General features: G+C 59.0%; 26 protein-coding genes. 11 read left to right on the top strand and 15 right to left on the bottom strand.

The features are described 5' to 3' along the window. The first annotated feature begins 350 nt into the window (after positions 1–350). The 5 genes from IPM06_19865 (at position 351) to IPM06_19885 (ending at position 6,034) form a co-directional block, all read left to right on the top strand. Positions 351–2,108, top strand: coding sequence for a phage tail tape measure protein (locus IPM06_19865; protein MBK8772664.1), 1,758 nt, complete (start codon positions 351–353; stop codon positions 2,106–2,108). Positions 2,109–2,153: 45 nt separating this feature from the next. Then, positions 2,154–2,996, top strand: coding sequence for a hypothetical protein (locus IPM06_19870; GenBank protein MBK8772665.1), 843 nt, complete (start codon positions 2,154–2,156; stop codon positions 2,994–2,996). A gap of 8 nt (positions 2,997–3,004) precedes the next feature. Further along, the gene (locus tag IPM06_19875; GenBank protein ID MBK8772666.1) at positions 3,005–5,233 is read left to right on the top strand and encodes a hypothetical protein; all 2,229 of its coding nucleotides are present in this window, start codon (positions 3,005–3,007) and stop codon (positions 5,231–5,233) included. Positions 5,234–5,351: 118 nt separating this feature from the next. After that, positions 5,352–5,708, top strand: a complete 357-nt coding sequence (locus IPM06_19880; GenBank protein ID MBK8772667.1) for a hypothetical protein — start codon at positions 5,352–5,354, stop codon at positions 5,706–5,708. Between the two features lie 11 nt (positions 5,709–5,719). Continuing rightward, the gene (locus IPM06_19885) at positions 5,720–6,034 is read left to right on the top strand and encodes a hypothetical protein (GenBank protein MBK8772668.1); all 315 of its coding nucleotides are present in this window, start codon (positions 5,720–5,722) and stop codon (positions 6,032–6,034) included. A gap of 296 nt (positions 6,035–6,330) precedes the next feature. On the opposite strand, the gene IPM06_19890 is transcribed toward IPM06_19885, so the two are convergent. From IPM06_19890 to IPM06_19955, 14 genes are all read right to left on the bottom strand, one after another. Beyond that, complete coding sequence (locus IPM06_19890) at positions 6,331–6,795, bottom strand: hypothetical protein (GenBank protein MBK8772669.1); 465 nt, start codon at positions 6,793–6,795, stop codon at positions 6,331–6,333. 9 nt (positions 6,796–6,804) lie between these two features. Continuing rightward, positions 6,805–8,112 (bottom strand): hypothetical protein, encoded by a 1,308-nt coding sequence (locus IPM06_19895; GenBank protein MBK8772670.1) that lies wholly within the window; start codon positions 8,110–8,112, stop codon positions 6,805–6,807. Between the two features lie 67 nt (positions 8,113–8,179). Then, positions 8,180–8,320, bottom strand: a complete 141-nt coding sequence (locus IPM06_19900) for a hypothetical protein (GenBank protein MBK8772671.1) — start codon at positions 8,318–8,320, stop codon at positions 8,180–8,182. Positions 8,321–8,337: 17 nt separating this feature from the next. Continuing rightward, entirely contained in the window at positions 8,338–9,243 is a 906-nt protein-coding gene (locus IPM06_19905; protein MBK8772672.1) for a hypothetical protein, read from the bottom strand. Then, positions 9,240–9,449, bottom strand: coding sequence for a hypothetical protein (locus IPM06_19910; protein ID MBK8772673.1), 210 nt, complete (start codon positions 9,447–9,449; stop codon positions 9,240–9,242). The genes IPM06_19905 and IPM06_19910 overlap by 4 nt, the downstream gene beginning before the upstream one ends. Positions 9,450–9,551: 102 nt before the next feature. Next, positions 9,552–10,001 carry a hypothetical protein gene (locus tag IPM06_19915; protein MBK8772674.1) on the bottom strand — a complete coding sequence of 150 codons (450 nt, stop codon included), beginning with the start codon at positions 9,999–10,001 and terminating at the stop codon, positions 9,552–9,554. A 626-nt stretch (positions 10,002–10,627) separates the two neighbouring features. Continuing rightward, the gene (locus IPM06_19920) at positions 10,628–10,921 is read right to left on the bottom strand and encodes a hypothetical protein (GenBank protein MBK8772675.1); all 294 of its coding nucleotides are present in this window, start codon (positions 10,919–10,921) and stop codon (positions 10,628–10,630) included. A gap of 9 nt (positions 10,922–10,930) precedes the next feature. Next, the gene (locus tag IPM06_19925) at positions 10,931–11,398 is read right to left on the bottom strand and encodes a hypothetical protein (protein MBK8772676.1); all 468 of its coding nucleotides are present in this window, start codon (positions 11,396–11,398) and stop codon (positions 10,931–10,933) included. Beyond that, positions 11,395–12,123, bottom strand: a complete 729-nt coding sequence (locus IPM06_19930; protein ID MBK8772677.1) for a hypothetical protein — start codon at positions 12,121–12,123, stop codon at positions 11,395–11,397. The genes IPM06_19925 and IPM06_19930 overlap by 4 nt, the downstream gene beginning before the upstream one ends. A 47-nt stretch (positions 12,124–12,170) precedes the next feature. Further along, a complete protein-coding gene (locus tag IPM06_19935) occupies positions 12,171–12,626 on the bottom strand; it encodes a hypothetical protein (protein ID MBK8772678.1) in 456 nt (151 codons plus the stop codon). 222 nt (positions 12,627–12,848) lie between these two features. Beyond that, positions 12,849–13,058 carry a hypothetical protein gene (locus IPM06_19940; GenBank protein ID MBK8772679.1) on the bottom strand — a complete coding sequence of 70 codons (210 nt, stop codon included), beginning with the start codon at positions 13,056–13,058 and terminating at the stop codon, positions 12,849–12,851. Between the two features lie 2 nt (positions 13,059–13,060). Beyond that, positions 13,061–13,582: a hypothetical protein gene (locus IPM06_19945; protein ID MBK8772680.1), complete on the bottom strand. Its 522-nt coding sequence runs from the start codon at positions 13,580–13,582 to the stop codon at positions 13,061–13,063. Positions 13,583–13,846: 264 nt separating this feature from the next. Further along, positions 13,847–14,062 (bottom strand): hypothetical protein, encoded by a 216-nt coding sequence (locus IPM06_19950; GenBank protein MBK8772681.1) that lies wholly within the window; start codon positions 14,060–14,062, stop codon positions 13,847–13,849. 776 nt (positions 14,063–14,838) lie between these two features. Then, a complete protein-coding gene (locus tag IPM06_19955; GenBank protein MBK8772682.1) occupies positions 14,839–15,954 on the bottom strand; it encodes a tyrosine-type recombinase/integrase in 1,116 nt (371 codons plus the stop codon). A 546-nt stretch (positions 15,955–16,500) separates the two neighbouring features. Between IPM06_19955 and IPM06_19960 the strand changes: the two genes are divergently transcribed. After that, positions 16,501–16,896: a helix-turn-helix transcriptional regulator gene (locus IPM06_19960; protein ID MBK8772683.1), complete on the top strand. Its 396-nt coding sequence runs from the start codon at positions 16,501–16,503 to the stop codon at positions 16,894–16,896. A 750-nt stretch (positions 16,897–17,646) separates the two neighbouring features. Here IPM06_19960 and IPM06_19965 read toward each other — a convergent pair. Further along, positions 17,647–18,246, bottom strand: coding sequence for a hypothetical protein (locus IPM06_19965; protein ID MBK8772684.1), 600 nt, complete (start codon positions 18,244–18,246; stop codon positions 17,647–17,649). Positions 18,247–18,619: 373 nt separating this feature from the next. Between IPM06_19965 and IPM06_19970 the strand changes: the two genes are divergently transcribed. The 5 genes from IPM06_19970 to IPM06_19990 all read left to right on the top strand — a co-directional run. After that, a complete protein-coding gene (locus IPM06_19970) occupies positions 18,620–19,552 on the top strand; it encodes a tyrosine-type recombinase/integrase (GenBank protein MBK8772685.1) in 933 nt (310 codons plus the stop codon). Positions 19,553–19,871: 319 nt separating this feature from the next. Next, positions 19,872–20,108, top strand: coding sequence for a hypothetical protein (locus IPM06_19975; GenBank protein MBK8772686.1), 237 nt, complete (start codon positions 19,872–19,874; stop codon positions 20,106–20,108). After that, positions 20,105–20,479, top strand: coding sequence for a hypothetical protein (locus tag IPM06_19980; protein ID MBK8772687.1), 375 nt, complete (start codon positions 20,105–20,107; stop codon positions 20,477–20,479). Before IPM06_19975 ends, IPM06_19980 begins: the two co-directional genes overlap by 4 nt. 41 nt (positions 20,480–20,520) lie before the next feature. Continuing rightward, positions 20,521–21,216, top strand: coding sequence for a hypothetical protein (locus IPM06_19985; GenBank protein ID MBK8772688.1), 696 nt, complete (start codon positions 20,521–20,523; stop codon positions 21,214–21,216). Then, the coding region (locus IPM06_19990; protein ID MBK8772689.1) for a terminase at positions 21,143–22,314 on the top strand (1,172 nt) is incomplete at its 3' end. The genes IPM06_19985 and IPM06_19990, both read left to right, overlap by 74 nt.

The following is a 22,314-nucleotide window of genomic DNA, read 5'->3' on the forward strand; positions in this document are numbered from 1 at the left end:
ACAGGCATGGTCGAACCGTCCATGACCTATGATGACCTGATGGGGCTGCGCGCCGGGGTTATCAGGTTGTTTGACCCTATCGCACAGCGCATCGCTGAATTGTCCGCACTGGGGGACGGCGAATCACTTGCAAATTTTCCTGGTGGTGGTTCCTAACGCTGCCAGACAACGGGACCGCCACATTGCACAGTACGGATAAGTACTGGTTATTTGCACAGGCAGAGAACATGCACCGTCCGGTTCGTGAATACCTAACAGGCGTACCCGGGCCGCTTACCATGATGGAACAGTATCTTTGGCAGCGCTTCTACACGGCACGAGCTCGACTCCAACAACAGGGACGCAAATAGATGTCTACTGAGATTGCCAGCCTGTATGCCAAGGTAGGCGCAGACACCAGCGAGTTCAACCGCAAAATGAAGGGCGTCCAAGGCGACATGGACGACACCGGCAAGAAGGCGAGCAAGTTCGGCGCGGTGCTCAAAGGTGCGCTCGGAGCGGGTGCGCTTGCAGGAGCGGCTGCTGTGACAGCACTGGGCGGAGCACTTGTCTACTCAGCAGGCAAAGCAATGGATATGGAGCAAGCCATTGCCGACATCAGCGCGGCCATGAATCTCACTGGCAAAGAGACAGAACAAGTCGGGAGTCTGATCAGGGACTTGGGCCTTGATCCAAAATTAAAAGTGAACGCACAAGAAGCGGCCGACGCCATCATGATGCTTGGCACGGCTGGGCTATCCGTTGACGAGATTATGGGCGGGGCGGCCAGGTCGACCGTGCTACTTGCCAACGCAACGGGTTCGGACTTCGCATCGGCAGCGGGCGCTGCGTCTGACGTCATGGCGATCTTTGGCATTGCAGCCAAAGACATGGATGCTGCCGTCAATGGCATCGTTGCGACCACACAGGCATCCAAGTTCACCTTTGAAGATTACGCCCTGGCCTTGGCCCAAGGCGGTGGTGTAGCCGCTACGGTTGGTGTCAATTTCGATGACTTCAACGCTACCATTGCGGCGATCAGCCCATTGTTTGCGTCGGGGTCGGATGCTGGCACATCGTTTAAGACGATGCTTTCAGCGATGATACCCAAGAGCGCTGACGCCATGGACGCGATGAAGCAACTAGGAATTGTCACGGCGGACGGAAAGAACCAGTTCTTTGACGCTGCTGGCAACATGCGCAGCATGGGTGAGATTGCCGGAATTCTGAACACAGCGCTGGCTGGGTTGTCAGACGAACAAAAGAACCAAGCATTGTCCACAATATTTGGCAGTGACGCTATGCGCGCTGCTGCGGCCCTGGCAGGGTACACAAACGACGAATTTACAACGCTCAAAGACACCATGTCGAAAGTGGACGCAGAACAAGCTGCTGCTACCCGCATGAACACGCTTGGCGGGCAACTTGAGATCCTGCGGGGGATCATTGACCAGACGGCTACCGACATCGGCACCGCTATCATGCCGCAGTTGCGTTCCTTGACCGATATGTTTGTGAAACTGGCAAGCGAAAACGGGCCAGCGATTGTGGCGTTCTTCAAGGATATGGTTGGATGGGTTGTGCAACTTGCCGGCGACTTTGGCGCACACTGGCCAGAGATTTCAGCCATTGTCACGACGGCTGCTGATTCCGTTGGCAAGGATACAGCCAGGCTGCTTGAAAGTCTGGGAAGCATCGGTTCTTGGTTCACTGGTGACGGTTCATCCGCCCAGACGGATTGGTCAAAATTCTGGCTTGGCCTACTCGACATCACCGGGCAGGTGGTAAGCGGAACAGTATCGAACATCGCCAACCTGGTCGAGAGTTTCGCCGTGTTTGGTGAAACCATGAAGGCTATCGGAGCCGGGGACTGGGGCAAGGCTGCTGAGATGGCCGGGCGGGGCGCCGAACTGATGAAACAGGTGTATTCGTTTGCGAATCCGCTAGGCATGGGATTCGATTACCTATCGCAAAACGGCGCGTTCGGTGGCGCATCTGGCGGGGGTGGGACTAATGTCGGTGGCGTCAACATCGTGCAGAACTTCAACGGGTCAACCGATGCCAACGCTGTCCGCCTTGCATCCAGAGATGGTGTGGCCGGCGCGCTGCGCGCCATCGGTGGTCATTGATGTGTATGGATAATGCCCTATTATCTGACCTGTGGAGGCCGATAGATGGCCTATAAGCTCTACCAGTTTGCGGGCGTCACGTTGCCGACCGGCGCGCCAGAAGATGACCAAAGCACAGGCGAGACACCGACTTCGCTTGTCAACAGCGTGGGCGGGGTGTTCAACGCATGGGGCGCCGATGTGCGATTGGCACGCAAGCAGACCTTCACGCAGAAGGGCATCTACTCCGGTGTAACAACCTACCTGGTGGATCACAGTGGCAATCACATTCTTGACCACAGCGGCAATCGTATTTTGGTCGGGTCGGCGGGAACCATGATGCGCGGCAAGGTGGACGCGCTTAAGCGATTGCAGGGGCGGCAGGGGAGTGTGACCCGCTATCGGCTGAGTGATGCTGCTATCCATTTCAAAACGGCGCGGCTGCTCAAAGTGCAACACGACGCCACATTCAGCGATTACAACATGGCGACGTTGCGCAGCACGTTCGAAACGACGATGGTCAACTGGCGCGCTACGGCACAACGCAGCGCGACGATGGCCTATACGGGAGTTGCTTTTGCCAACACCAACAATCGCGGCGAATTCACGGTTGACGATGCGATCCTGACCATTACCGCATCCAGCACTATCACGACGCTGACGATTACCACGGACAACGGCACCGACCTACGATGGACCGGCACGCTGGCCAGCGGTCAGGCATTGGTAATCAACGCCGGCACCCAGACCGTCACGAAAGCCGGAGTCAACGCATACAGTGGCTTTTCGTTCGGCGCCGGCCATACGGTGGCGACATGGCTACCGTTGGCGGTCGGCGATAACCTGCTGTCGATTGCCGGTAACGGTGCTGGCACGGCAGTTCTGACATGGTACGACCAGTTTGCATAGGTGATTGAATGGCTTTCGACTTCTACATCGACATCATGGATCGTGCGCTGACTCGTTACGGGTCGGGGCCGATCACCACGGCAACATTCTGGCAGAGCAATCACCCGGTCGACAAGGCCGGGTCGTTTTCATTTGAGATGTCAGCCATCGATGCGCAGGTAGACGAGGTGTTGCCGCTTCGCATTGTGCGCGCTTACGCTTGGATTGATGGCGACTGGACGGAAGTCGCCAGTGGCGTTATCGAATCCATCCAGCGGGTTGTCAGCAGCGATGGGACTGTCATGCTGCGCGTGTCTGGCATGGACATGCTCAAAGAATACAGCGGAGCAATCGACCGGTCCACTTGGATGGGCGCCGGCACAATCACGGGCGGGGTGACATCCATCTCGCACGATGTGGCGGTGATAGCGCTTGAGGACATCTACCCCAGTCTTGACATTGCATCATGGTACGAATGGAGCAACACGCCAGACCCTGGCAACACGGCGCAAATCCTCTTCGCAACCGGCGGGCAGACGTGCCTGTCGACGGTGCTGCGTGTGGCGGCGCTGTCGCAATGTCACGTTTACATCTCGGGTTTCCGTGCGCTGACGTTTGCCAGCACGTTCACCGATTCGGGCATTGCGGCGGTGCAGGCGGGCGGTGAGCTTGGCATCGGCGTTTGCGCCATCACCGACTTGCAAATCGAATCCAACACGGCTGAGTATGCCAGTCGCATCTATGCGGTAGGTGGTGGCAACGGCGAAGCCGAACTGAAAATGACCTACGCCACCAGGACGGCGCCGACGGGCTACACGTTCTCTGCTGCCAACGGCTACATTGAGAATGATGCGCTGCAGGCGACGTTCCCGGTGTCGGCGCGTGTGGGCTTCAAGGATGTGATTCCCGTCACTAACACATCTGGCGACATCGAAGCGGCCGACAACGTTCTATTCGACAGCGCACTGCGTTGGCTGCAACAGCACGCCGGCGCTTATGCGGCGCCCGTGTACAGTGTGGCGGTTGCGCAATGCGGCGTTGCACTGCGGCCGATGCAGACCATCCGGCTGATGTATCGCAACCTCGAAGCGGGCATCGAGATTGACGAGAATTTGAACATCCTTGAAGCGACGTTGCGCATCGACGCCAACGGGCTGCGCACGACGAATCTGGTCATCTCCGCAGGAGAATACTGGCCACAGTCGTCAGATGAGATTGTGGCAAGCAACTTGCAGCAGGGACAAATCTACTCATCGGCTGCGCAGCCGGACGTGAACAACTACGCCGTTTCGGTTCGCGGCGCGCTCGACACCACGAACACGTGCACGTTTTCGATTCGGCTTGGATCTGAAATTCTCCAGGTTCAATCCATCTTCGTTGACTTCCAGATCGCACCATTCCAAGATGAGACAGCGACCGTAACCAGTGACGCACAGACGGGCAGCTACGCCGGCGGCACAACTGGAGCTGGGGGCACGGCTGCGACTGGACAGAGTGGGACCGTTGCGGGCGGCCTGGCCGGGACCGGGGCGACTGGGCAGAGTGGCACGGCGCTGGGTGGGGCGGCGGGGCACGGGCAAGTGGACCGCTGGGGGCCGGTGGGCCAGGCGCAACGGGCGCAAGGGGACCGAGCAGGGGGGGCCAGTGGCACAGGTGCAACGGGTCAAAGTGGGACGGCATCGGGCGGAGCGCCATCAGTTGACGCAACCAACGCGGGCGGGAACACATCTGCGGGCCCACACCCGGTACGACGAACGTGGGCGGAAACGTCGGGGACGCCCACACCCGGCACTACGAACGTTGGCGGGAATGCACCAGGCACGCCAAGCACGAACATCAGCGGCACCGCCGGTGGAACCACGTCTATCTATTCGGCCCACAGCCATGATGTGACCGTGTATGGAATCACAAATCCGGCAGGCTACCCGGTATATATGTTCTACAACTCTGGTGATAGCAAGTGGTATTTTGGTGCTCCGGCGCTGGGAGGCAACGCTACAGTTGCGACTCAGCCGCAGGGCGGCCATAACCACGACATGGCATCGCACAGCCATTCGCTGTCTGACCATACGCATTCGGCAGGGGCGGGTCACACTCATTCGCTGTCGGCGCATACGCACGATGCAGGAGCGGGTCATACTGCATTCCCTATCAGCGCACACGCACGATGCAGGGGCGGGTCACACGCATTCGTTGTCGGCGCATACTCACGCCATGACGGACCACACGCACACCGGGCCCGTCACAGCCAACACTGACGGACCACACCCACAGGCCCAAGTCATCAGCACACTGACGGACCACACCCACACGGGGCCAAGCCATCAGCATACACTGACGGATCACACCCACACGGGGCCAAGCCATCAGCACGCAATGACCGACCATACCCACACGGGGCCATCACACACGCACACGGGGCCGTCACACGTCCATGCGGCGCCGGCGATTACCGTAACGCATGGTACATGGGTGGAGTCGCTATCGGGCAATGTCAGCCTGATTGGTGACCTGTCATGGCGATTGAATGGCGGCGCCTGGCTGACGGCTTACACGTCACTCGGCAGCGGTTGGTATCGGGTCGACCTGGCTGCGTTCTTGGATGCGCAGAAGCGGCCAACCACCGAACTAAACACGGTTGAATTTCGCACCACGGGCGCGGGGCGCGCCTGCATGCTCAACGCTCAAATCACGATCAGGAATATCATTCAGGCGGTAGCGCACGCAGCATAGAGGGGGACAGCATGACTTTTGAAGAACAGGCGGCGTTGGCCGCAGACCCAATCTTTATCACACGAGTAGGGCAAGCGGCCATCAAGAGCGCGCTGGCCGTCCTCGCAGACACGCCGACGAACACGCCAGAGGCCATCGACGCGCATCGCAAGCGCGCGCAACTTGGCAGAGAAGTCCTGTTGGATCCAATGCGCCTGGCTGCGTCGATGGCGCGAGGAGTGGCGGCGAATCCAGTGATCACCGCTGACAGCATCGACAGTGACATCGAGTTCACGGTCAACTCGGTCTGGAACGCGTACGCGGGCGTTGTGCTGTCGCCCGCATAGTACAGGTAATAGGGAATTATCAGAACAGAGGGTAATAGGAAATGGCTGACTTAACTGTTGATGCGCTTGGCGAACTTGCCAGTCCGGCGGCAAACGACGAAATCGGTATTTGGGACGTATCGGCGGGGCAATATCTAAAAGTGCAACGGAAATTCGGATCATCCCAACTGGACACCCTCCGTAGCGCTTAAAACGGAAGCGATACTGATTATCATATCCGGCTAGAACATCAGTTACCTGTACAGAAAAGAGAAGCCCACCAGGCTGCCTGGTGGGCTTCTCTTTTCTGCGGTTGGCTATTCGTACCACCGCGCATCAACCTCTTCTGACTCATCTTCCAGCAGCCAGGCTGGTGTCTTCTCAGTCGGCAACTGCGACTGATTCATCGTGAGCATCTTGGCCCGTTGCTGTGCCATCTGATCGACCCGACGTTCATCGATGACTTGCAGGCGAGCCCTGGCGTTGAACGCATCACGTTCCAACCTGGCGCCTTCCCGATAGGTGCCCTGGCGTGCCTTCTCAGTCATTGCAATCGATCGGTTGAAGTCGGCCGCATTGCCAAGCGTGGTTTCGGTGTTCCGCTGATTGAGCATCACACCGAAGCCCAGCAGCGTGGCGCCCAACAGGCTGCCACAGACGGCCATCGCAAATGTTGCCCCAAAGTTGGCAGTCATCCACCATACTGACAGGCAGATGAATCCCAGTACCGCTACGATGATGATCATGCCGGGCCAGTTACGGCGCCGTTCCACTGGATACATGGTTGCTCCTTAATCTCCCGATGCTGCACGCAAGCGAATGATTTTGGTGTCCGGCTGTGACGCAGCGTTCAGCCGTTCAACTGCTTTGAGCACGTTGGTGCGATTGCTTCCACCCGTGTTGGCGTGGTCACCGTATGCGGCGCGGATCATGGCTGCCAGACTCGCATCTTGCTGCCACAATGGCCGTATGCGCTCCACAATCGCAGCCATGTCATCTACTGCCACCGGTGCGGCCGGGGCTGCTGTGGGCACTGCCAGCGGTGCAGGCATGGCACTGGCGCCCCATCGTTGGCGCACGGTATCGATCAGCATGCCAGCGATGCCACTGCCCACGTAGAAGGCCTTCAGCCGTAGCATCTCGGGTCCTTCCACACGTAGGAAGTCGCCCGGGTGCGCGAGGTGGTGGGCGTAGCTTCCAGGCCGCTGGGTCGCTATCTGCGCGGCGTGGGCGCCATCCACCCGGCCAACGACGCGCGTCGTAAACGAACGGCTGACGATGCTTCCGATGGCGGCAGCCGTCGGGTACTGCGTGCCTGCCCACACGTTGATGCCCAGACTGCGACCGGTTGACAGGATACGACCCAATTGCGCCAGAACCTCTTTGCTTTCTCCGAGTTCCGCCAGTTCATCAATCACCAGCAGCAGGCGGTATTCCCGCGGCGCGCCGGCGATCCGTGCGTCGCGCAGCTCGTGCACCTGACGGATGGCAGCAGACGCCTGCTCGACGTTGGCGGCCAGGCTGATCACGTGCGGCATGCGCTGGAAGGGCACCAGGTCATCAGCCTTGAGATCCACCAGCACGATGCGCAGTGACTCCGGTGCCGTGTTCAATGCTACGGTGGCCAGGGCCATCCTCATCAGCGTCGACTTTCCCGCGCCGGACATCGCAGCCACCAGCATGTGGTAATGCTTCTCCAGGTTGATGTATTCAGACTGTGAGCCCGTGAAACTGTAACTCTTGCCGATCAAGGCTTGCATGGATGCGCCGTGCAGTTGTGCCCCACGCCAATCGAGCGGCACTGGTGCCGGGTGCGGAACCTCGATGGCCAGCGGGTAATCTCGCACGCGCACGGGGCAGGGTGCGTTATACCCGAAATGCAGCCGGCTGCGCGCCAACTCATTCGACAGTTCGCGTTGGATTCCTTCAATCTTTTGGATGGCTTGGCCGGGGGCGATCTTCAGCCCGTAGGCAATAAAACTGGATCGCACGCAGATGGTTCGTGGTAGCGCGGTGGCTGCTTGAATCTGGTGTGCGTGAAGCAACTGGTTGATTACGGAGATTTCCTTGCTGAGCAAGGTTTTGATGTCGGTTTGCATGCACTCCCTGTCTTGATAAGGGCCTGTTACCTGTACAGCGTCACTGCTCTGACGGCTGATAGGCTGGTTAGTTCTGGCTTGCTGTCTCTTCCATCGGTTCGATAGCGCTGTCTTCGTTTTCGCTGCTACCCATCATCAACACTGCCATGGTGACCATTCCGGCGTAGAAGGCGATAACGGCGATAACGACTGTCACGATTGTGACCATGCTGCGATCCTTTCCGATTAGCCAATGATGATGTCCGCGTACTCTTCAGGTATGTACTTGTTCCTGCGCCGCGCTTCGCCGTCGTCAGCATCCTGCTGGGGTGACATGTGCCGCTTCCACAGCGGCGTGATTCGGTCTGCGTCGACGATGTGGCACCCCCACCCACGGTTGATCCGGTTGAGCAGCCCACCAGGCCCCTTAACTTTGCCGGCCGCCAACTGGCGACGGTAGGTCAGCACTTGCCGCAGGAGGTATTCAAACCGGTGCTTGGCGGCCAACGGCCCGGCAATTGCAGAGTCAATGCCCACTTCGGAGTCGGTAAGCAGCGCAATGCTGCGGTCTTGCTCTTCTGGCGGGGGCATGGAAGCGGCTGGTGGCGTTGGTTCGTCGGCTGTTTCCGGCGTTTTGGGCGTGTCGCACTGTCTGTCTGTCACTGACGTGTCAGAAGATGATGTATACAGACAGACAGACAGACAGTCTTCACGCGTGTGAGGTCGTTCACGCACAGCGCGCGCTGGGTCACGCACAGCGCGCGCTGGGTCACGCATAGCGCGCGTTGGGTCATCGGGATCTGACGTTTTTGGCGCATCCGTTTCACGCATAGCGCGCGCTGGGTCACGCATAGCGCGCGCTGGGTCACGCTGTGCGTGAAGCGGAGTCGCTGTCGGGTATGCCACAAAAGAAACGTGGATAGCGTCGTTGGTGCTGTAATGGATGATGCCAGCCTTTTGTAAAGCGTAAAGGTGATTGCGAACAGTGCCATCCGTAGATGTGCCGCAGAGTTTCGTCATGTCTTCGCGGCTGATCTTGCACTGTCCGGTTTCGCCAACCAGGTCAAGCAGCCGTCGGGCACTTCGGTAGACGTTGGTTGTCAGATCTGCCGCTTCAATTGCGGCAATTGCTTCAGCGTGGTAGTTAGTCATACAGTGACCATGAATTTCGCTAGACCGTACACGATGACGATATTGTTGTTACTCGATAGAACCTGCATGTCGACGTTCGCAGTTGGCTGCCAACCTGCGGATGGGTCAGTTAGGTCCATCCGCAGGCGCACATAGTTGGTGATGCCAGCTTGTTGCAGCGTCTGCTGCACCGTCGGCCATTCGTCGGCGGTGAAGTAATGAACCATCAGCCAGCAGCAGCACAGACGACGATGAAACCGATCAGCCCGATGATCCCAACCAGCAGCATAAACGTGCCAAACCCACTCAGCCCTTCATCCTCTTCCATCTTATGCCTCCGTCCAAAACAATTCGACGCGCCGGTATTCGATCACCCGATGCGTCTTTGGGTGCCTGTATTGATGTGCGCTGCGCTGTTCCTCTGCTGCCGATGGAACGTCAAAGGCATTGCGGCATACGTCCACCTCGGTGTCGCTTGGGTAGACGTTCTCACGGGCCATGGCCAGGCGCCAGCGGTGCTCTTCGACTTGCTGCAAGATGACATCGAGGCCATTCGCCAGCTTGGTGCGCTGCCATTCGCCAGGAATGCTAATCTGACTGAACATACCGACGGCGATGGAATCGAGCATATTCTTTGGCTTTGCTTTGGTCGCTAACATGTGCGAATAATCCTCCTTATCGGTACTGGGTCGATATCTCGCTGCGATTCCGACGATATCATCGTTGATTCCATCCATCGCACGTAACCAGCCCATGTCGCGCCAGTCTCGCATGTCCATTACGTATCCGGTCGTAAGCATTCCCGCGTCGATCCGTTCCTCTTCGGTTGCGCCGGGAACGCACGCTTTCAGAACACGCGCGCAGCAACTGTGATGCGACCGACATGACGGCGGGCCCAACACGTCGTCACGGCTGCCCTCCGGTACTGGCGGGCATGTCCTTCGGAAGCGGCGGTCGTTTTCTCCGCCTGTTCAATGTCACTCTTGCGCGCCTGCGGTCAGGTCGGCTAGCGTATCCATCTGGCGCTTGCAGCGATCCGCTGGCTACCGGCATGGTCAATCGCCGATGGAATCCAGTCTAGCCGGCTCCGACTGTTCGCGTGCGTGGTTCGGCTGCCCATTCCGCGCCCGCCAGCATTCGCATCGGAATTCATTCAATGTGTCGACTTGTCATGGTCGCAATAAGCTCCCTTATCTGTACTGAGTTGTCGTCCGGCGCGCCATAAACTGGCGTGCATCAAGCCCGAATGCAATGGAGACGGCAGCCAGAGCAGCATGGAATCCTGCACGGTAGTCATCGTTGATTGCATAGGCGACAGTGGCGGCCTCATTGGTCAGAGCGATAGCTAAGAGAAGACGCTCTACGTCGGCTTGCAGAAACACATCGGACCCGCGTATTGCTGTTGTCACGGCTGCACCTCTGGCCACTTCACTACCATCTGTAGCGCAGTGCTCGTTGCCGTTTGCCAGTTCATATACACGGCGTACTCCATTGTCATGTCATCGGTGACGAATAACGTTCGTTCGCTGTCGCCGTGGCGGTAGCCCTCCACCTGCACCGTGCGTCCCTCATGCGTCAGGTGTCCCCACCAGTGTGCATATGCGACGTCAGGTTCTTGGCGTTTAGAATCGAAGTTATCGAGGTGTACCCGTATCCGTCTGAATCCGATGCGTGATTGCAAGAATGTCGGTTCACTCATAGATGCTCCTTACCAGACCACGCTGGCAATCGCTTCGAACTCGGCCAATGGGACCAAAAGTCCGACGGTGTGGTATCCGTCGTTTGGAATGCGGCGCTGTTCATACGTGCGCTGCCAACGCGCGATGCGCGCGTGCAGGTCTTCAAAGCGGATGATGTACAGGACCTGCGGTTCAGCAGGAACGAAGTACATCAGCCATTCGGCTTCGCTGGCAATGGCCCAGCCGGGCCGCTTCGCCGTGTCCACAGAGACGATCTCAACGAAGGCGTTGCCGGTCGACGCGGCCGTGATGTCTGCCTTGTATTCCACCGTCATCATGTTCTGCGGCTTGTCATGCGGGCGGTACACCCGGTCAATGCCCTGGCGCTGCTGCTGGGGCGTAGCCGGCACAATTGTGAAGCGGTCTGCGAACATGGCGTCCAGTTGCGCTTCGTACTGCTGCCCGATGGTTAGTTGATCCTGAAAGTGGTATGTCATGCCATCCTCCGCAGGACCGGCCCAAACTCGCCAAACGTCTTGGCAAACTGTGCGATGTTCGTGCCCAGATAGAAAACCGTCTGCCCTTGCCGGGCGGTGATGCCTTCGTGGTCGTGACGCCAGAAGGCGATCCGGCGGCTTGGGAAGCAGGCAGGAAAGCGATTCAGCAGCATCTGAAACCATGCGGTTTCGGTGGCGTTGTTGACTAATACCACGGCCTGGCGCACGAACGTCTTGTCATCGAACTCTGCCACCAGCTTGGTGATCCATGCGGCTGGGTCTGAATAGGGCGGGTTCAGCCATATTCGTTCGCAGATCCAGCGTTGGCCCAGACCGTTATCCCCTCTATCCAGATACGCGCCGGCCTTGATTACTGTCTGTGCCAACGCACATGACGCAGGGTCTAGATCGATGGCACCCATCACGGCCCGGGCAGCTTCGATATATTCGACCGGGGTGTACCATTCGTCGCCATCGTAATCGGGGCGCTGCGACACGGGAACGACGTCGACGACATCCGGTTCAGGCTGCACGATCTCGGCCACAACAGGATCGGCGGTTAATGGCTGCCCAACCTGCTCATCTTCGGTCCGTAGGATTTGCAACGCTTCCCTGATGGCAGCGGTGAGCGTGTCATTGTCCCAGTGTATGCCGTGCTCATTTAGTTCAGTGGTGAGGTCTTCCCAGCAGATGCTGTTACTGTGGGCGGCGCCATGTTCGATCATGTCCCACGTGCGCCCAAGTCTATCGGTGTAGCCGAACAACCATTCGGCTACTTGAGGGGCAAGCCAGTGGCCATACTCGCTTTCGTCATGCCGTTGCGCTGTGCTTTGGCATCTGCCACCTGGCGAATGTTTTCCTCAGCTTGACGAACGTTCTGCTCTTCTTTTCGGGTGTTGTACGCGGCCCAGTCCGTTTCGTCCCAATCAACCAGGAGTTTGCCGGTCGGGGTTGAATCATCCGAGATAGATTCAATGGGTTGGGATTCCTGGTGTTCGTACGGGGTGGATAATACGGCCATCAGGGTTTTGCCGTTCGTTGGTTCGCTGGCCGGCGTGCGCGTGTTGCCGATGTTGGCCGTATTCTGGGTGTAGGTGGTTCCGTTGCGGGTTACGGTGCGATCGCTTGGCGTATCTTCCAAATTTTGGAAGATAGACTTCCGAACAAGGCGTACCATCTCGGCTGAAACCGCACACTTACGGGCAATTTCCCCGTCAGACCACTTCACCCATTCTTCGTCTCTGAGGAGAACTCGACGGATCTGCGTTTGTCGGCATTGGTGCGCCGCAGGCCGTGACCAGCGTTGGCACCAGCCGCATGCAGGATGGCGTCACGACGCGTGCCAGATCGCACGTCGGCATGGACACAGGCGCTGGGGTTACTGCCGACAATTGCGCGTTGGTAGGCTTCAATCCGGTGGAAGCCATCACCGACCCAATAGTCAGTGCCATCATAAAAGCACCACCGGGGGAAAATCGCCCCAGGCACTGATGTCTTGGAATTCCTCTCCGTATTCAGTGAGGGTTTGCTCATCCAACTTGGCGCGCATCTGAGTTCCACCATCCAGCCGGATCTGACGCATTGCTACCATCGTGGTTTGTACTGCCGGTCCTAGCACGTCATCTAGGATTCCCGGCGTTGGTTGTCTTTGGTCACTCATATTCACCTCAGCGTATAGAATTCGGTGACGGTGCGAACGTTGCCGGCTGTGCGTGTTTCCACACGCTTGGCAATCACCTGTAGACCGTCATTTGTGATCGCTTCAGGCGCCGTCGTTGGCTCACCGTCATCGAGTGCACAGTCATCTTCAGCGACACGCCGCGTGTGCCGGTTGGCCTTGAGTCCTGCATCGGTCACCAGGTCAGACCACTGGCCGTGCAGCAGCCGGCATAGTTGCTGTGACGACGGTAAGTCATCGCTACGTTGCTGATCCCACCGCGCCTTGCTGACGCCCTCACCAGCCGGTGACAGGCGGCGCATCTCAGCGAAGACAGCGAGACGCAGCGATTCTGCGTCCCATGTCTTCGCTACACGGAATGGGCTTTGCAACGCCCGTAGGATGTCTTCCACCAACTGGCGGCGTAGTGGCACCACGGACTCTGCACCAGCTTCCACAGCGGCCAGGGCGCTCACCAGGTGATTACGCAGGAATATGACATCTAGCGGGGTCGGGGTCGGTTCCATGGCTATAAACCCGGTACGGCTGCCCGCGGCCCGTCGATAATGCGCCCGTCGTTGTCAACGATTAGTCCAACGGTTTCAGCCAGCCCACGCCATATCAGCGGTATGCGGCTGCATGGCTCACCAGCGTCGACGCGTTCTTGCTGGTCATCAACCATGCACTCGACGGTTCCCGCCAAGAAAGTGGCACCCGTAACTGACAGATGGTCTATTGCTTTGCTCTCATCGAGCAGCTTGTTGCTCAACATATGCACTCCCTTGCTCCTGTTAGTTTCGATTCAGTGTGAGGTTGATGTTGCGTAGTTCGCTTCCGATGGCAAGCAGGGCCAGCATGACGGCCCGCTTGTAGTCGTAGACGCCAGAGATCGAGAAGTCTTCGTTGTGCTTCTCGAAGTCGCGCAGTGCGTCAAAGGCGTGCACGAGCAGGTCCGGCGGCAACGTGACTTCAGGTTTTGTGTCTGGGCTTGAATTGTTTGCACTCACTATGGTATCCTTTCAAATGTAATCGCAATGCACTCCCGCGATTCGTTTTAACGGCGCCGACTGCTCCTCGGCGCCGTCCTCTTTTATCGCGGGCCCTCGATTCGCTGTCTTGATAACCTTCTCTTATCTGTACTGCTAGAACATCCGCAACGTGGGGAGGGCGGCGCCCCACTGCCAGGGGGGGGGGGGGGGGGGCCGGGGCGCCGGCCACCCCACGCCGGCACGCCGCCCACGGCCCCCCCCCCGCCCCCCCCCCCCCCCCCCCCCCCCCCCCGTCCCCCCCCCCCCCCCCCCCCCCCCCCCCCCCCCCCCCCCCCCCCCGCGCGCCGGCACGGCGGCGCGCCAGTCGCCCCGGGGGGCCCCGCCGGGGCGCCGCCAGGGGCGCGCCCCCCCCCCCCCCCCCCCCCCCCCCCCCCCCCCCCCCCCCCCCCCCCCCCCCCCCCCCCCCCCCCCCCCGCTCACCCCCCCCGCCCCCCCCCCCCCCCCCCCCCCCCCCCCCCCCCCCCCCCCCCCCCCCCCCCCCCCCCCCCCCCCCCCCCCCCCCCCCCCCCCCCCCCCCCCCCCCCCCCCCCCCCCCCCCCCCCCCCCCCCCCCCCCCCCCCCCCCCCCCCCCCCACCCCCCCCCCCCCCCCCCCCCCCCCCCCCCCCCCCCCCCCCCCCCCCCCCCCCCCCCCCCCCCCCCCCCCCCCCCCCCCCCCCCCCCCCCCCCCCCCCCCCCCCCCCCCCCCCCCCCCCCCCCCCCCCCCCTTCCGAAAACGCCATTACCCGTACTGAAACTAAAGCATCAGTAGCTGTTCCACCTCCGTCCAGCCCGAGTCAACCGGCTTCTGCATCTTGCTCAGATAGATCTGAGTGATGGCGATACTGCTATGGTTGAGGAACCGGCTGATCTCCAGGATGTCCTGGCCTTCGCCGTCCCGATAGCGCAGATGCGCAGCGGTGTGCCGTAGGGTGTGCGTGTGGATGTCTTCCGGCTTCACGCCCACGGCCACAAAGCGCTTCTTCACAATGCGGTTGATCATGCTGCTGCTGATGGGCCGGTTCAGGGTGTCGCCTGCGTCCTTGACGTTGGGCAGCCTGGCTGCCCGGTCCGCGAATACTGCACTGAAGATGAAGTCATTTGCCTTGATGGTTTCCAGCCGGCCATTCACCTTGAGGAAGTTCAGGATGGCGTGATACGCAGGCGCTGGCATCTCATCAGTGCGCCCCTTGCCGCCCTTCCCGGTCCAACTGTAGTAGTAGCGCCCCTTCACCTGATCCGTCTCGACATCCGACCAACGCAGGTTGGCAATCTCGGATGAACGGCGCCCGGTATAGAGGTAGGTCACCACGAGGGCATAGTCACGCGATCCAAGCAGCGAATGAGGGTTGATCGCCTTGAGGCACTTGCGCACGATCTCAACTGACATCGGGCTGCTGTGGTTGTACTGGTCAACCTTGAAGCGGTCCGGCTTGCGGAACGGATTGTTGCGCGTGTTGCCATGCGTGTCGATGTAGATCGAGCGTTCCATCTGGTCTTTGCCGATGAACGTGAACTTATCGATCACGTACTGATAGAAGCTGGACAACGCTGCCAGCTTGCGGTTGATGCTGTTCTCACCGGTTCCCGATGCCTGAAGTTCTTGAATCCATTCGTCTGCGTCACGGCTGCTGACGTTCCACGGCGCCTTCTCCACGAACATGAAGAACTGCGACCAATCGTTCTGATAGGCACGCACGGTGTTGGCACTGCCTGATTTGCGGCGCTTGCTTTCCAGCCAGGCGTCTTTGGCGCGCTGCCAGGCAACGGCCTGCATGTCGCCGTCATCGACTCCCGGCACCATCCAGTCACCGAACGTGACGGCTGGTCTGACGATGATTTCAGTGGTTGTACTCGGTAGGCTTGCGTTCATACGTTTGCACTCCTGCGATTAGTTAGCCGCGTTGCTCCCGGCTTGCGTGTGCGTAGGCAGTGCAGGGTTTACCACTCAACCTTGATTGAGACCCTGCACTGCCTATGAGCGCCGCAGACAAATTCACGCAATCACCCCTGATAGTTGAATCTGCGGCGCCCGTGGCTGATCAGGAACCACGCTCCTGAACAGCGACGGATATGTAGATGCTAGGCTGTCCCAAGCTGCGGTTCACTCGCGAGTTGTTCTGCTTCATCGTCGTCGGCGGTGATGCCAATCTGCTTGGCTTCATTGCGAATCAGTCGGCGCAGGATCGCGCTTCATGCTTGCATCGCTGTAGTGTTGAGAGATGCGTTCCAGCAAAGTGCGGTCGCTCTCTGCAATCCGAAAGTTCATCAGTTTTGTGTCGATACTCATTGGTTATCCCCTTCAGTATGCCGTTGGCATAGTCTTGTATGGATAATATAAACCAATAGCATACCTCTTGTCAATACCTATCTTTATTTTGCTATGCCGCCAGCATAAAAAAAGCGATAAGATAGTGACATGAGTCTTGGTGAGCGGCTGAAGGAGCAACGGCTACGCACGAAATTGACTGCGGGACAGATCGCTGTCGCACTTGGCTTCTCTGACGTTTTCATTTACCAGCTTGAATCCGGTGTAAAAAAGCCTAGTTTGGACACATTGATTCGTTTGGCGCGTCGCTACAAGACGTCGACGGATTACCTGCTTGGCCTAACAGATGATCCATCACCATCAGCAGGTGATGCGACTGGTAAGCCTGCGCTTACCCCTCAACAGCAGCAGTTTTTACAGGAGGCCATCGACGCCTTATCTTCCCTTCCTCCTCGTGAGCAACGCGTTGCGCTCGACATCCTGCGTGTGATGCGCAAAAGTGAGGAAGATACAGATGGCCCGTTGGTCCCCCACATCATTGAATAGGTTGAGGATTTGGATTGTCGTTCTGCGCACACGCTGGCGCCATACGAGATACTGGATCGAATGGGATGGCTACAAATGGTCGGTGATCGAGGATTGAATATCTTGTGAAAGATTCTAGTGGCCTAACCGCAACTTTCGGGGTACTGGCCATTGCATCATTGTTCTTTGCCTCGATGACGGTGGTTGTGGCCATCGCACTGCTACTGATGTGGCCCGGGCAGCGGCCAGCCGCATCAGTAATATCAAGGGCGGTGATCGTTGTCGCTGTTGCTACGGCTACCGCGACATCAGTGCCGGTGGCGACGTCTGTGCCGGCCAGCGCCAACTGTTGCAGCGGTGGTGCCTGTGGAGCTCACCGCTACGCCGATAGAGACGCACGAGGTTCACTTGCCGATGGTGGCGGTGGCGGCCACGACGGCGCCGATTGTGCCAACAGCAGTTGCGCCGGATGTAGTGGAGCCAACGGCTACCCTATTCCCGACGCCACTGCCAACGGTGGAACAACCAACGTCTACGGCTATGCCAACGCCTTTGCCAACGGCTACGGCTACGGCTACACCGTTTCCCATGGTCGTACTTGTGCCAGCATGCGTGTGCGACGGTGAAGATACATTGAATTGTGACAGCTTTTCTTACAGAAGAGACGGGCAAGCCTGCCTTGAACAGCATGGCGGTGCCTGGAAGAGACGTGCATGGATTGGATCACAACAAGGATGGCGGGGCTTGTGATGAATCAGAATATCTAGATGACTAGGTGGTTATAGCGCGGAGAATGCGAACTGGTGGCTTGAGTAGCACTTCGATGATAGGAGTCGCGGTATAGTCTTGCCGCCAATAGGAATCAAGATAGATGAAGGCATCAAGCCAGCACGGGCCAAGTTGCAGACGGCGCATGTCGCTTTCGAAAATTGGTGGGTCGGCTTCAACTTCCCAGATCGTAGAATCGATGGTCGTGCCCGCTGGCTGACCCAATGCAGACTGCTGGACAAATGACCGCGCTTCGCTGAGGGTGCGCCAGGCAAAGAAAGATTGCAGGCGAGACGGCAGTTGTGGGTAGCGTGCTTGCCGTATCCACTCAGCGAGAACTTCGAGTAGCCCGTTTGTATCCTGGTAGGGCTGTGGTCTTGGCTCCACGAGATAGCCAATCCCGTGTTGTGTAATGCCATCGGGGAGAAGCGAGGCCAAGAACCGGGAGCGATCTGTATTGAATCGGGCTGGTGTGGTGTTTAGGGTAATAACCTGACCCGGCTTGAGTCCAGAGCTTCTATCGGCATGGAAATAGTAATAGTTGGGCATGCCTGAATGATAGCACAAAAGCCCGCGCGGGTTTTGTCCACCTGCGATTTGCATAGGAAATCGCCTGCTGTACTGATAACAAACGGTTATTGATACAGCAGGGGCGCACGTTACCAACAGGCAAAAAGTGTGAAGGGTGGGTATCATCGCCACCCGCATGGATGCCTGATAACTGAGTCCAAGCGGGCGGGAGTGCTCGCTGGGCACGTCACAGTTGCGGTCCAAGAGGCCAGAGGTTCGAATCCTCTCGGGGATACTATACGACGTGCCAGATCGGCACTCCTGTGATGCAGGAGTGCCGATCTGCATTTACAGCCCAATTTTATTATCTGAACAGAAAGCCTGTTCTAAAGGGGGTGAATCGCAAACCGCTTGGATATTGTCGACCACAAGCCGCATGGATAATGAGATTGGATAGGGGGAGTGTATGCGTCTGAGTCTCGCGATCGAAGGGTTCCTGTTGTATCGGGCTGGAGCAGGCTCGATTGCAACCATGAAGGAGTATGGCAACACGCTGCACAAGTGGGTGCGGATCATCGGCGACGTCGATACAGCAGAGGTCACGGCTGACCACGTGCGCCGCTACCTCTACCATTTGCGCATCGAAGACAAGTTGGCGCCCAAGTCAGTCAAGAATGCTTGGATCGGGTTGAGCGCCTTTTTTACCTGGCTGGAAGGGGAGATGGGCATCGAGCACGTCATCAGGCGCTACAAGATCAAGATGCCAGCGGCACAAAGCCGCGAGATCATTCCACTCAGCAAGACGGATCTGCGGTCACTACTGCTGGCGTGTGAGCGCTCCGCCGTGTGGAAAAGCAATAAGCGGGCGCCGGCCAGCACGCTGCGCGCCACCCGCGTGCGTGATCGGGCCATCGTGTTGGTCCTTCTCGACACCGGTATACGTGCGTCGGAGTTGTGTGCGTTGCAGATTCGCGACGTCGACTTGAAGACCGGGGCCGCGCAGGTCCGGCACGGCAAGGGCGATAAAGGGCGCACTGTATACCTTGGAAACCTGGCACGGGAATCAGTGTGGAAGTACGTCACGAAGCGCAAGGATGCGCGGCCAGACAGCCCACTTTTTGAGACATCGCGACATCAGGCGATAGAGCGCAATGCCCTGCGCAAGATGCTGGGAACGATGGGCGAACGGGCGGAGATTGTGGAGCACGTCACGACGCACCGTCTGCGTCACACGTTTGCGATCACGTATCTGCGCAATGGCGGGGACGTCTACACGTTGCAGCGGCTGCTAGGCCACAGCACGATGGACATGGCGAAGCGCTACTTGGCGTTGGCCCAGACCGACATTGCCGAAGCACATCGAAAGGCGTCTCCCGTCGATAACTGGCGCTTGGCGTGATAAAATGCGCTACTACTACGCTTAAAAGCCATTGTAGCGCCCGTTTTGCGGGCAAAATGCGCCGAAAGCGATAGTAGTAGTAGTGTTCTGACGTATCCGTAATGTGAATCGTCTGGTAAAATGTGATCGTTACCAGAGACTCACTATGACAACCTCTCTCCTTGCGGTGCGGGTACGATATGGACGGGCTGGCCTTTATAGGTCAGCCCGTCCGCGTTTTCAGGGTAGACCCTGATGGCATTACAGGCGGCGCTGTTCTTTGTGGTCGTGGTGATTGTGGCGTGCATATTGGCAGTGGTGTTTGACAAGGATGGTGACGATGAATGATCTTATCCAGCCGGCTCAAATCCCGGCCGAGATTCTGAAGGACAAGCGCGGCTTCTCACTCTACTTCGTGGCCGTCGTTGCGCTGGCTGCCATCGGCGTGTTAGCCGTGCTGGGTGGCCTACTATTGGCGTGGGCTGACCGGACGGTGCCCGGCGAGATCTGGACGTTCGCTGGCCTGGCGGTGGGTGGCCTGGTGGCGCTGGTGGGCAGCGACAAGGGGGGCGCATGACGCACGTCGACGGTGATGATTACACGTACCCTGACATCTATCACCAGACCGAACAGCGCGATGTGCGTACGCTGGACGCCAAGCAGGATGAACGTATCGTAGAACTGGAACGCCGCGTTGATGCGCTGTTTGCGCTTGTCTCTGGCGCCGGCGTTTCCTTCTCGCGGACTCCACACATCCTATCGTCGGGCCGTGCGGCTGTCTTGATTACGCGGCATGATGCAGAGGTCACGGCGCGTCACGTCGTGGTGCATCATCAACGGCTGCTCGACGACACAGAGGGCCTGTCCGCTTTGCAGTCGCAGGGGTGGGTGTTCGTGTTGCCGACGGCGGCCGGCGCCATCCTGGACGCATTGACGGCACAGGCGTGATAAGTTTCTGTTATCTGTACAGAAATTGCGCGTAGACATATATGAATGTAGCGATAGAACCGGACGTTCCAGAAGAGGAAACACACGATTTTCACGCTTTTGCGGGCTTCACGGCGCCGGGCGGTGCTCCTGGCCAGGACGTAAGCCACGCGCGCAAGCGCGATCTTGATGGTTGGTTGGCTGCCCATGCGAACCCACCGGCGTGGTTGGCGCTGTATGATGACCTGCTGTTTGAGCAAAGCGACCGACCCAAGGAAGAGCGGTGGGACTGGCGCAAGTGCCTGTATGTAGCGTGGCGCTGTCTGCCGGCAAAACTGCGTTGGCCGGCCAACCTCGCCGAGCTAGCCAGTTTCATGGGACTGACCAACACGGCCACCATTCGACACTGGAAGATCAAAGACCCGACCATTGAGAGGCGCATCGCAGATCTGCGCGTGCGCCTGGTCGACGAACACGTAAGCGATCTATTGCAAGCGGCTGTGGACTGTGGCATCGGTGACGGTTACCAGGGTCACCAAGACCGCAAGATGCTTTTAGAGATAGCGGGGATCTACCGCAACAAGCAGGAGATCGCCGGAGAACTCAATGTCAATTCCGACGACGAGCGAGCTGCTCGACTTGCTGCCATATTTGAATCAGCAAGAGCGCGCCGAAGTAGACAGGATGCTGGCATCGGACAGAGCGATGTGGCGCCCGTTGGCGGGTCCGCAAAGTCAGGCGTACCACAGCCAGGCTGATGAAATCTTCTACGGCGGCGCCGCCGGCGGTGGAAAGACGGATTTGCTACTCGGGCTTGCGCTGACAGCGCACGCACGTAGCATCATCTTTCGGCGTGAGTATCCGCAGTTGAAGGCTATCGTCGATCGCAGCTACGAGCTGGTGGGCGATCAGGGACGCTTCAATGTGCAGTCCAACACGTGGAAGCTGGATGGCCGAACGCTTGAATTCGGGGCCGTGCAGTACGACCATGATGTCAACAAGTACCAGGGGCGCCCACACGACCTAAAATGCTTCGACGAACTGCCCAACTTCACCGAGTATCAATACACCTTTCTCAGCGGCTGGCTGCGCACGACGCGGCGTGGTCAGCGCACGCGCATCGTGTCCGCTGGCAATCCGCCCACGTCGGCCGACGGCGAATGGGTGATCAGGCGGTGGGCGGCCTGGCTGGATCGGTCGCACCCGGCGCCGGCCAGGCCGGGCGATCTGCGCTGGTATGCGCGGGTGGATGGCAAAGAAGTGGAAGTGGAAACCGGGGCCGTCTTCCAGCACAAACAGGAACGCATTCAGCCACTCAGCCGTACATTCATCCCAGCACGATTGACCGACAACCCCTTTCTGGCAGCGTCTGGCTATGGTGGCCGGTTGCAGGCGCTGCCCGAGCCCTTGCGCAGCCAGTTGCTCTATGGCGACTTCTCGGTGGGGCTAGACGACGATCCATGGCAGTGCATACCAACCGAGTGGGTGCGGATGGCTCAGGCACGTTGGCGAGAACGAGAGAGGCCAGACGCGCCGTTGACGACCGTGGCCGTGGATGTGGCGCGCGGGGGCAAGGATAAGACTGTGCTATCGAAACGCTATGGCACGTGGTTCGCACCGCTTATCAAGCATCCTGGCCAGACCACGCCCGACGGTCCGGCGGTGGCCGGGCTGGTGTTGCAGGCTATCGACGCAGGCGCAAACCCATCCATTCATGTCGACGTGATCGGCGTGGGTGCGTCGGTGTATGACAACCTTCGTCAACTTGAGAACCTACGCGTGGCTGCTGTGAACTTCGCCGAGGGAAGCGGGGCCATGGATCTGTCTGGGCGGCTTACCTTTGCTAACCTGCGCGC

The organism is Hyphomicrobiales bacterium (genome assembly GCA_016710435.1).
Taxonomy (GTDB): domain Bacteria; phylum Pseudomonadota; class Alphaproteobacteria; order Rhizobiales; family Aestuariivirgaceae; genus Aestuariivirga.

What these genes read in the sequence shown, in the direction of transcription:
- IPM06_19865 (MBK8772664.1), top strand. Translation starts at nt 351, where the DNA reads ATGTCTACTGAGATTGCCAGCCTGTATGCCAAGGTAGGCGCAGACACC.
- IPM06_19870 (MBK8772665.1), top strand. Translation starts at nt 2,154, where the DNA reads ATGGCCTATAAGCTCTACCAGTTTGCGGGCGTCACGTTGCCGACCGGC.
- IPM06_19875 (MBK8772666.1), top strand. Translation starts at nt 3,005, where the DNA reads ATGGCTTTCGACTTCTACATCGACATCATGGATCGTGCGCTGACTCGT.
- IPM06_19880 (MBK8772667.1), top strand. Translation starts at nt 5,352, where the DNA reads ATGACCGACCATACCCACACGGGGCCATCACACACGCACACGGGGCCG.
- IPM06_19885 (MBK8772668.1), top strand. Translation starts at nt 5,720, where the DNA reads ATGACTTTTGAAGAACAGGCGGCGTTGGCCGCAGACCCAATCTTTATC.
- IPM06_19890 (MBK8772669.1), bottom strand. Translation starts at nt 6,795, where the DNA reads ATGTATCCAGTGGAACGGCGCCGTAACTGGCCCGGCATGATCATCATC.
- IPM06_19895 (MBK8772670.1), bottom strand. Translation starts at nt 8,112, where the DNA reads ATGCAAACCGACATCAAAACCTTGCTCAGCAAGGAAATCTCCGTAATC.
- IPM06_19900 (MBK8772671.1), bottom strand. Translation starts at nt 8,320, where the DNA reads ATGGTCACAATCGTGACAGTCGTTATCGCCGTTATCGCCTTCTACGCC.
- IPM06_19905 (MBK8772672.1), bottom strand. Translation starts at nt 9,243, where the DNA reads ATGACTAACTACCACGCTGAAGCAATTGCCGCAATTGAAGCGGCAGAT.
- IPM06_19910 (MBK8772673.1), bottom strand. Translation starts at nt 9,449, where the DNA reads ATGGTTCATTACTTCACCGCCGACGAATGGCCGACGGTGCAGCAGACG.
- IPM06_19915 (MBK8772674.1), bottom strand. Translation starts at nt 10,001, where the DNA reads ATGGACATGCGAGACTGGCGCGACATGGGCTGGTTACGTGCGATGGAT.
- IPM06_19920 (MBK8772675.1), bottom strand. Translation starts at nt 10,921, where the DNA reads ATGAGTGAACCGACATTCTTGCAATCACGCATCGGATTCAGACGGATA.
- IPM06_19925 (MBK8772676.1), bottom strand. Translation starts at nt 11,398, where the DNA reads ATGACATACCACTTTCAGGATCAACTAACCATCGGGCAGCAGTACGAA.
- IPM06_19930 (MBK8772677.1), bottom strand. Translation starts at nt 12,123, where the DNA reads ATGATCGAACATGGCGCCGCCCACAGTAACAGCATCTGCTGGGAAGAC.
- IPM06_19940 (MBK8772679.1), bottom strand. Translation starts at nt 13,058, where the DNA reads ATGAGTGACCAAAGACAACCAACGCCGGGAATCCTAGATGACGTGCTA.
- IPM06_19945 (MBK8772680.1), bottom strand. Translation starts at nt 13,582, where the DNA reads ATGGAACCGACCCCGACCCCGCTAGATGTCATATTCCTGCGTAATCAC.
- IPM06_19955 (MBK8772682.1), bottom strand. Translation starts at nt 15,954, where the DNA reads ATGAACGCAAGCCTACCGAGTACAACCACTGAAATCATCGTCAGACCA.
- IPM06_19960 (MBK8772683.1), top strand. Translation starts at nt 16,501, where the DNA reads ATGAGTCTTGGTGAGCGGCTGAAGGAGCAACGGCTACGCACGAAATTG.
- IPM06_19965 (MBK8772684.1), bottom strand. Translation starts at nt 18,246, where the DNA reads ATGCAAATCGCAGGTGGACAAAACCCGCGCGGGCTTTTGTGCTATCAT.
- IPM06_19970 (MBK8772685.1), top strand. Translation starts at nt 18,620, where the DNA reads ATGCGTCTGAGTCTCGCGATCGAAGGGTTCCTGTTGTATCGGGCTGGA.
- IPM06_19975 (MBK8772686.1), top strand. Translation starts at nt 19,872, where the DNA reads ATGAATGATCTTATCCAGCCGGCTCAAATCCCGGCCGAGATTCTGAAG.
- IPM06_19980 (MBK8772687.1), top strand. Translation starts at nt 20,105, where the DNA reads ATGACGCACGTCGACGGTGATGATTACACGTACCCTGACATCTATCAC.
- IPM06_19985 (MBK8772688.1), top strand. Translation starts at nt 20,521, where the DNA reads ATGAATGTAGCGATAGAACCGGACGTTCCAGAAGAGGAAACACACGAT.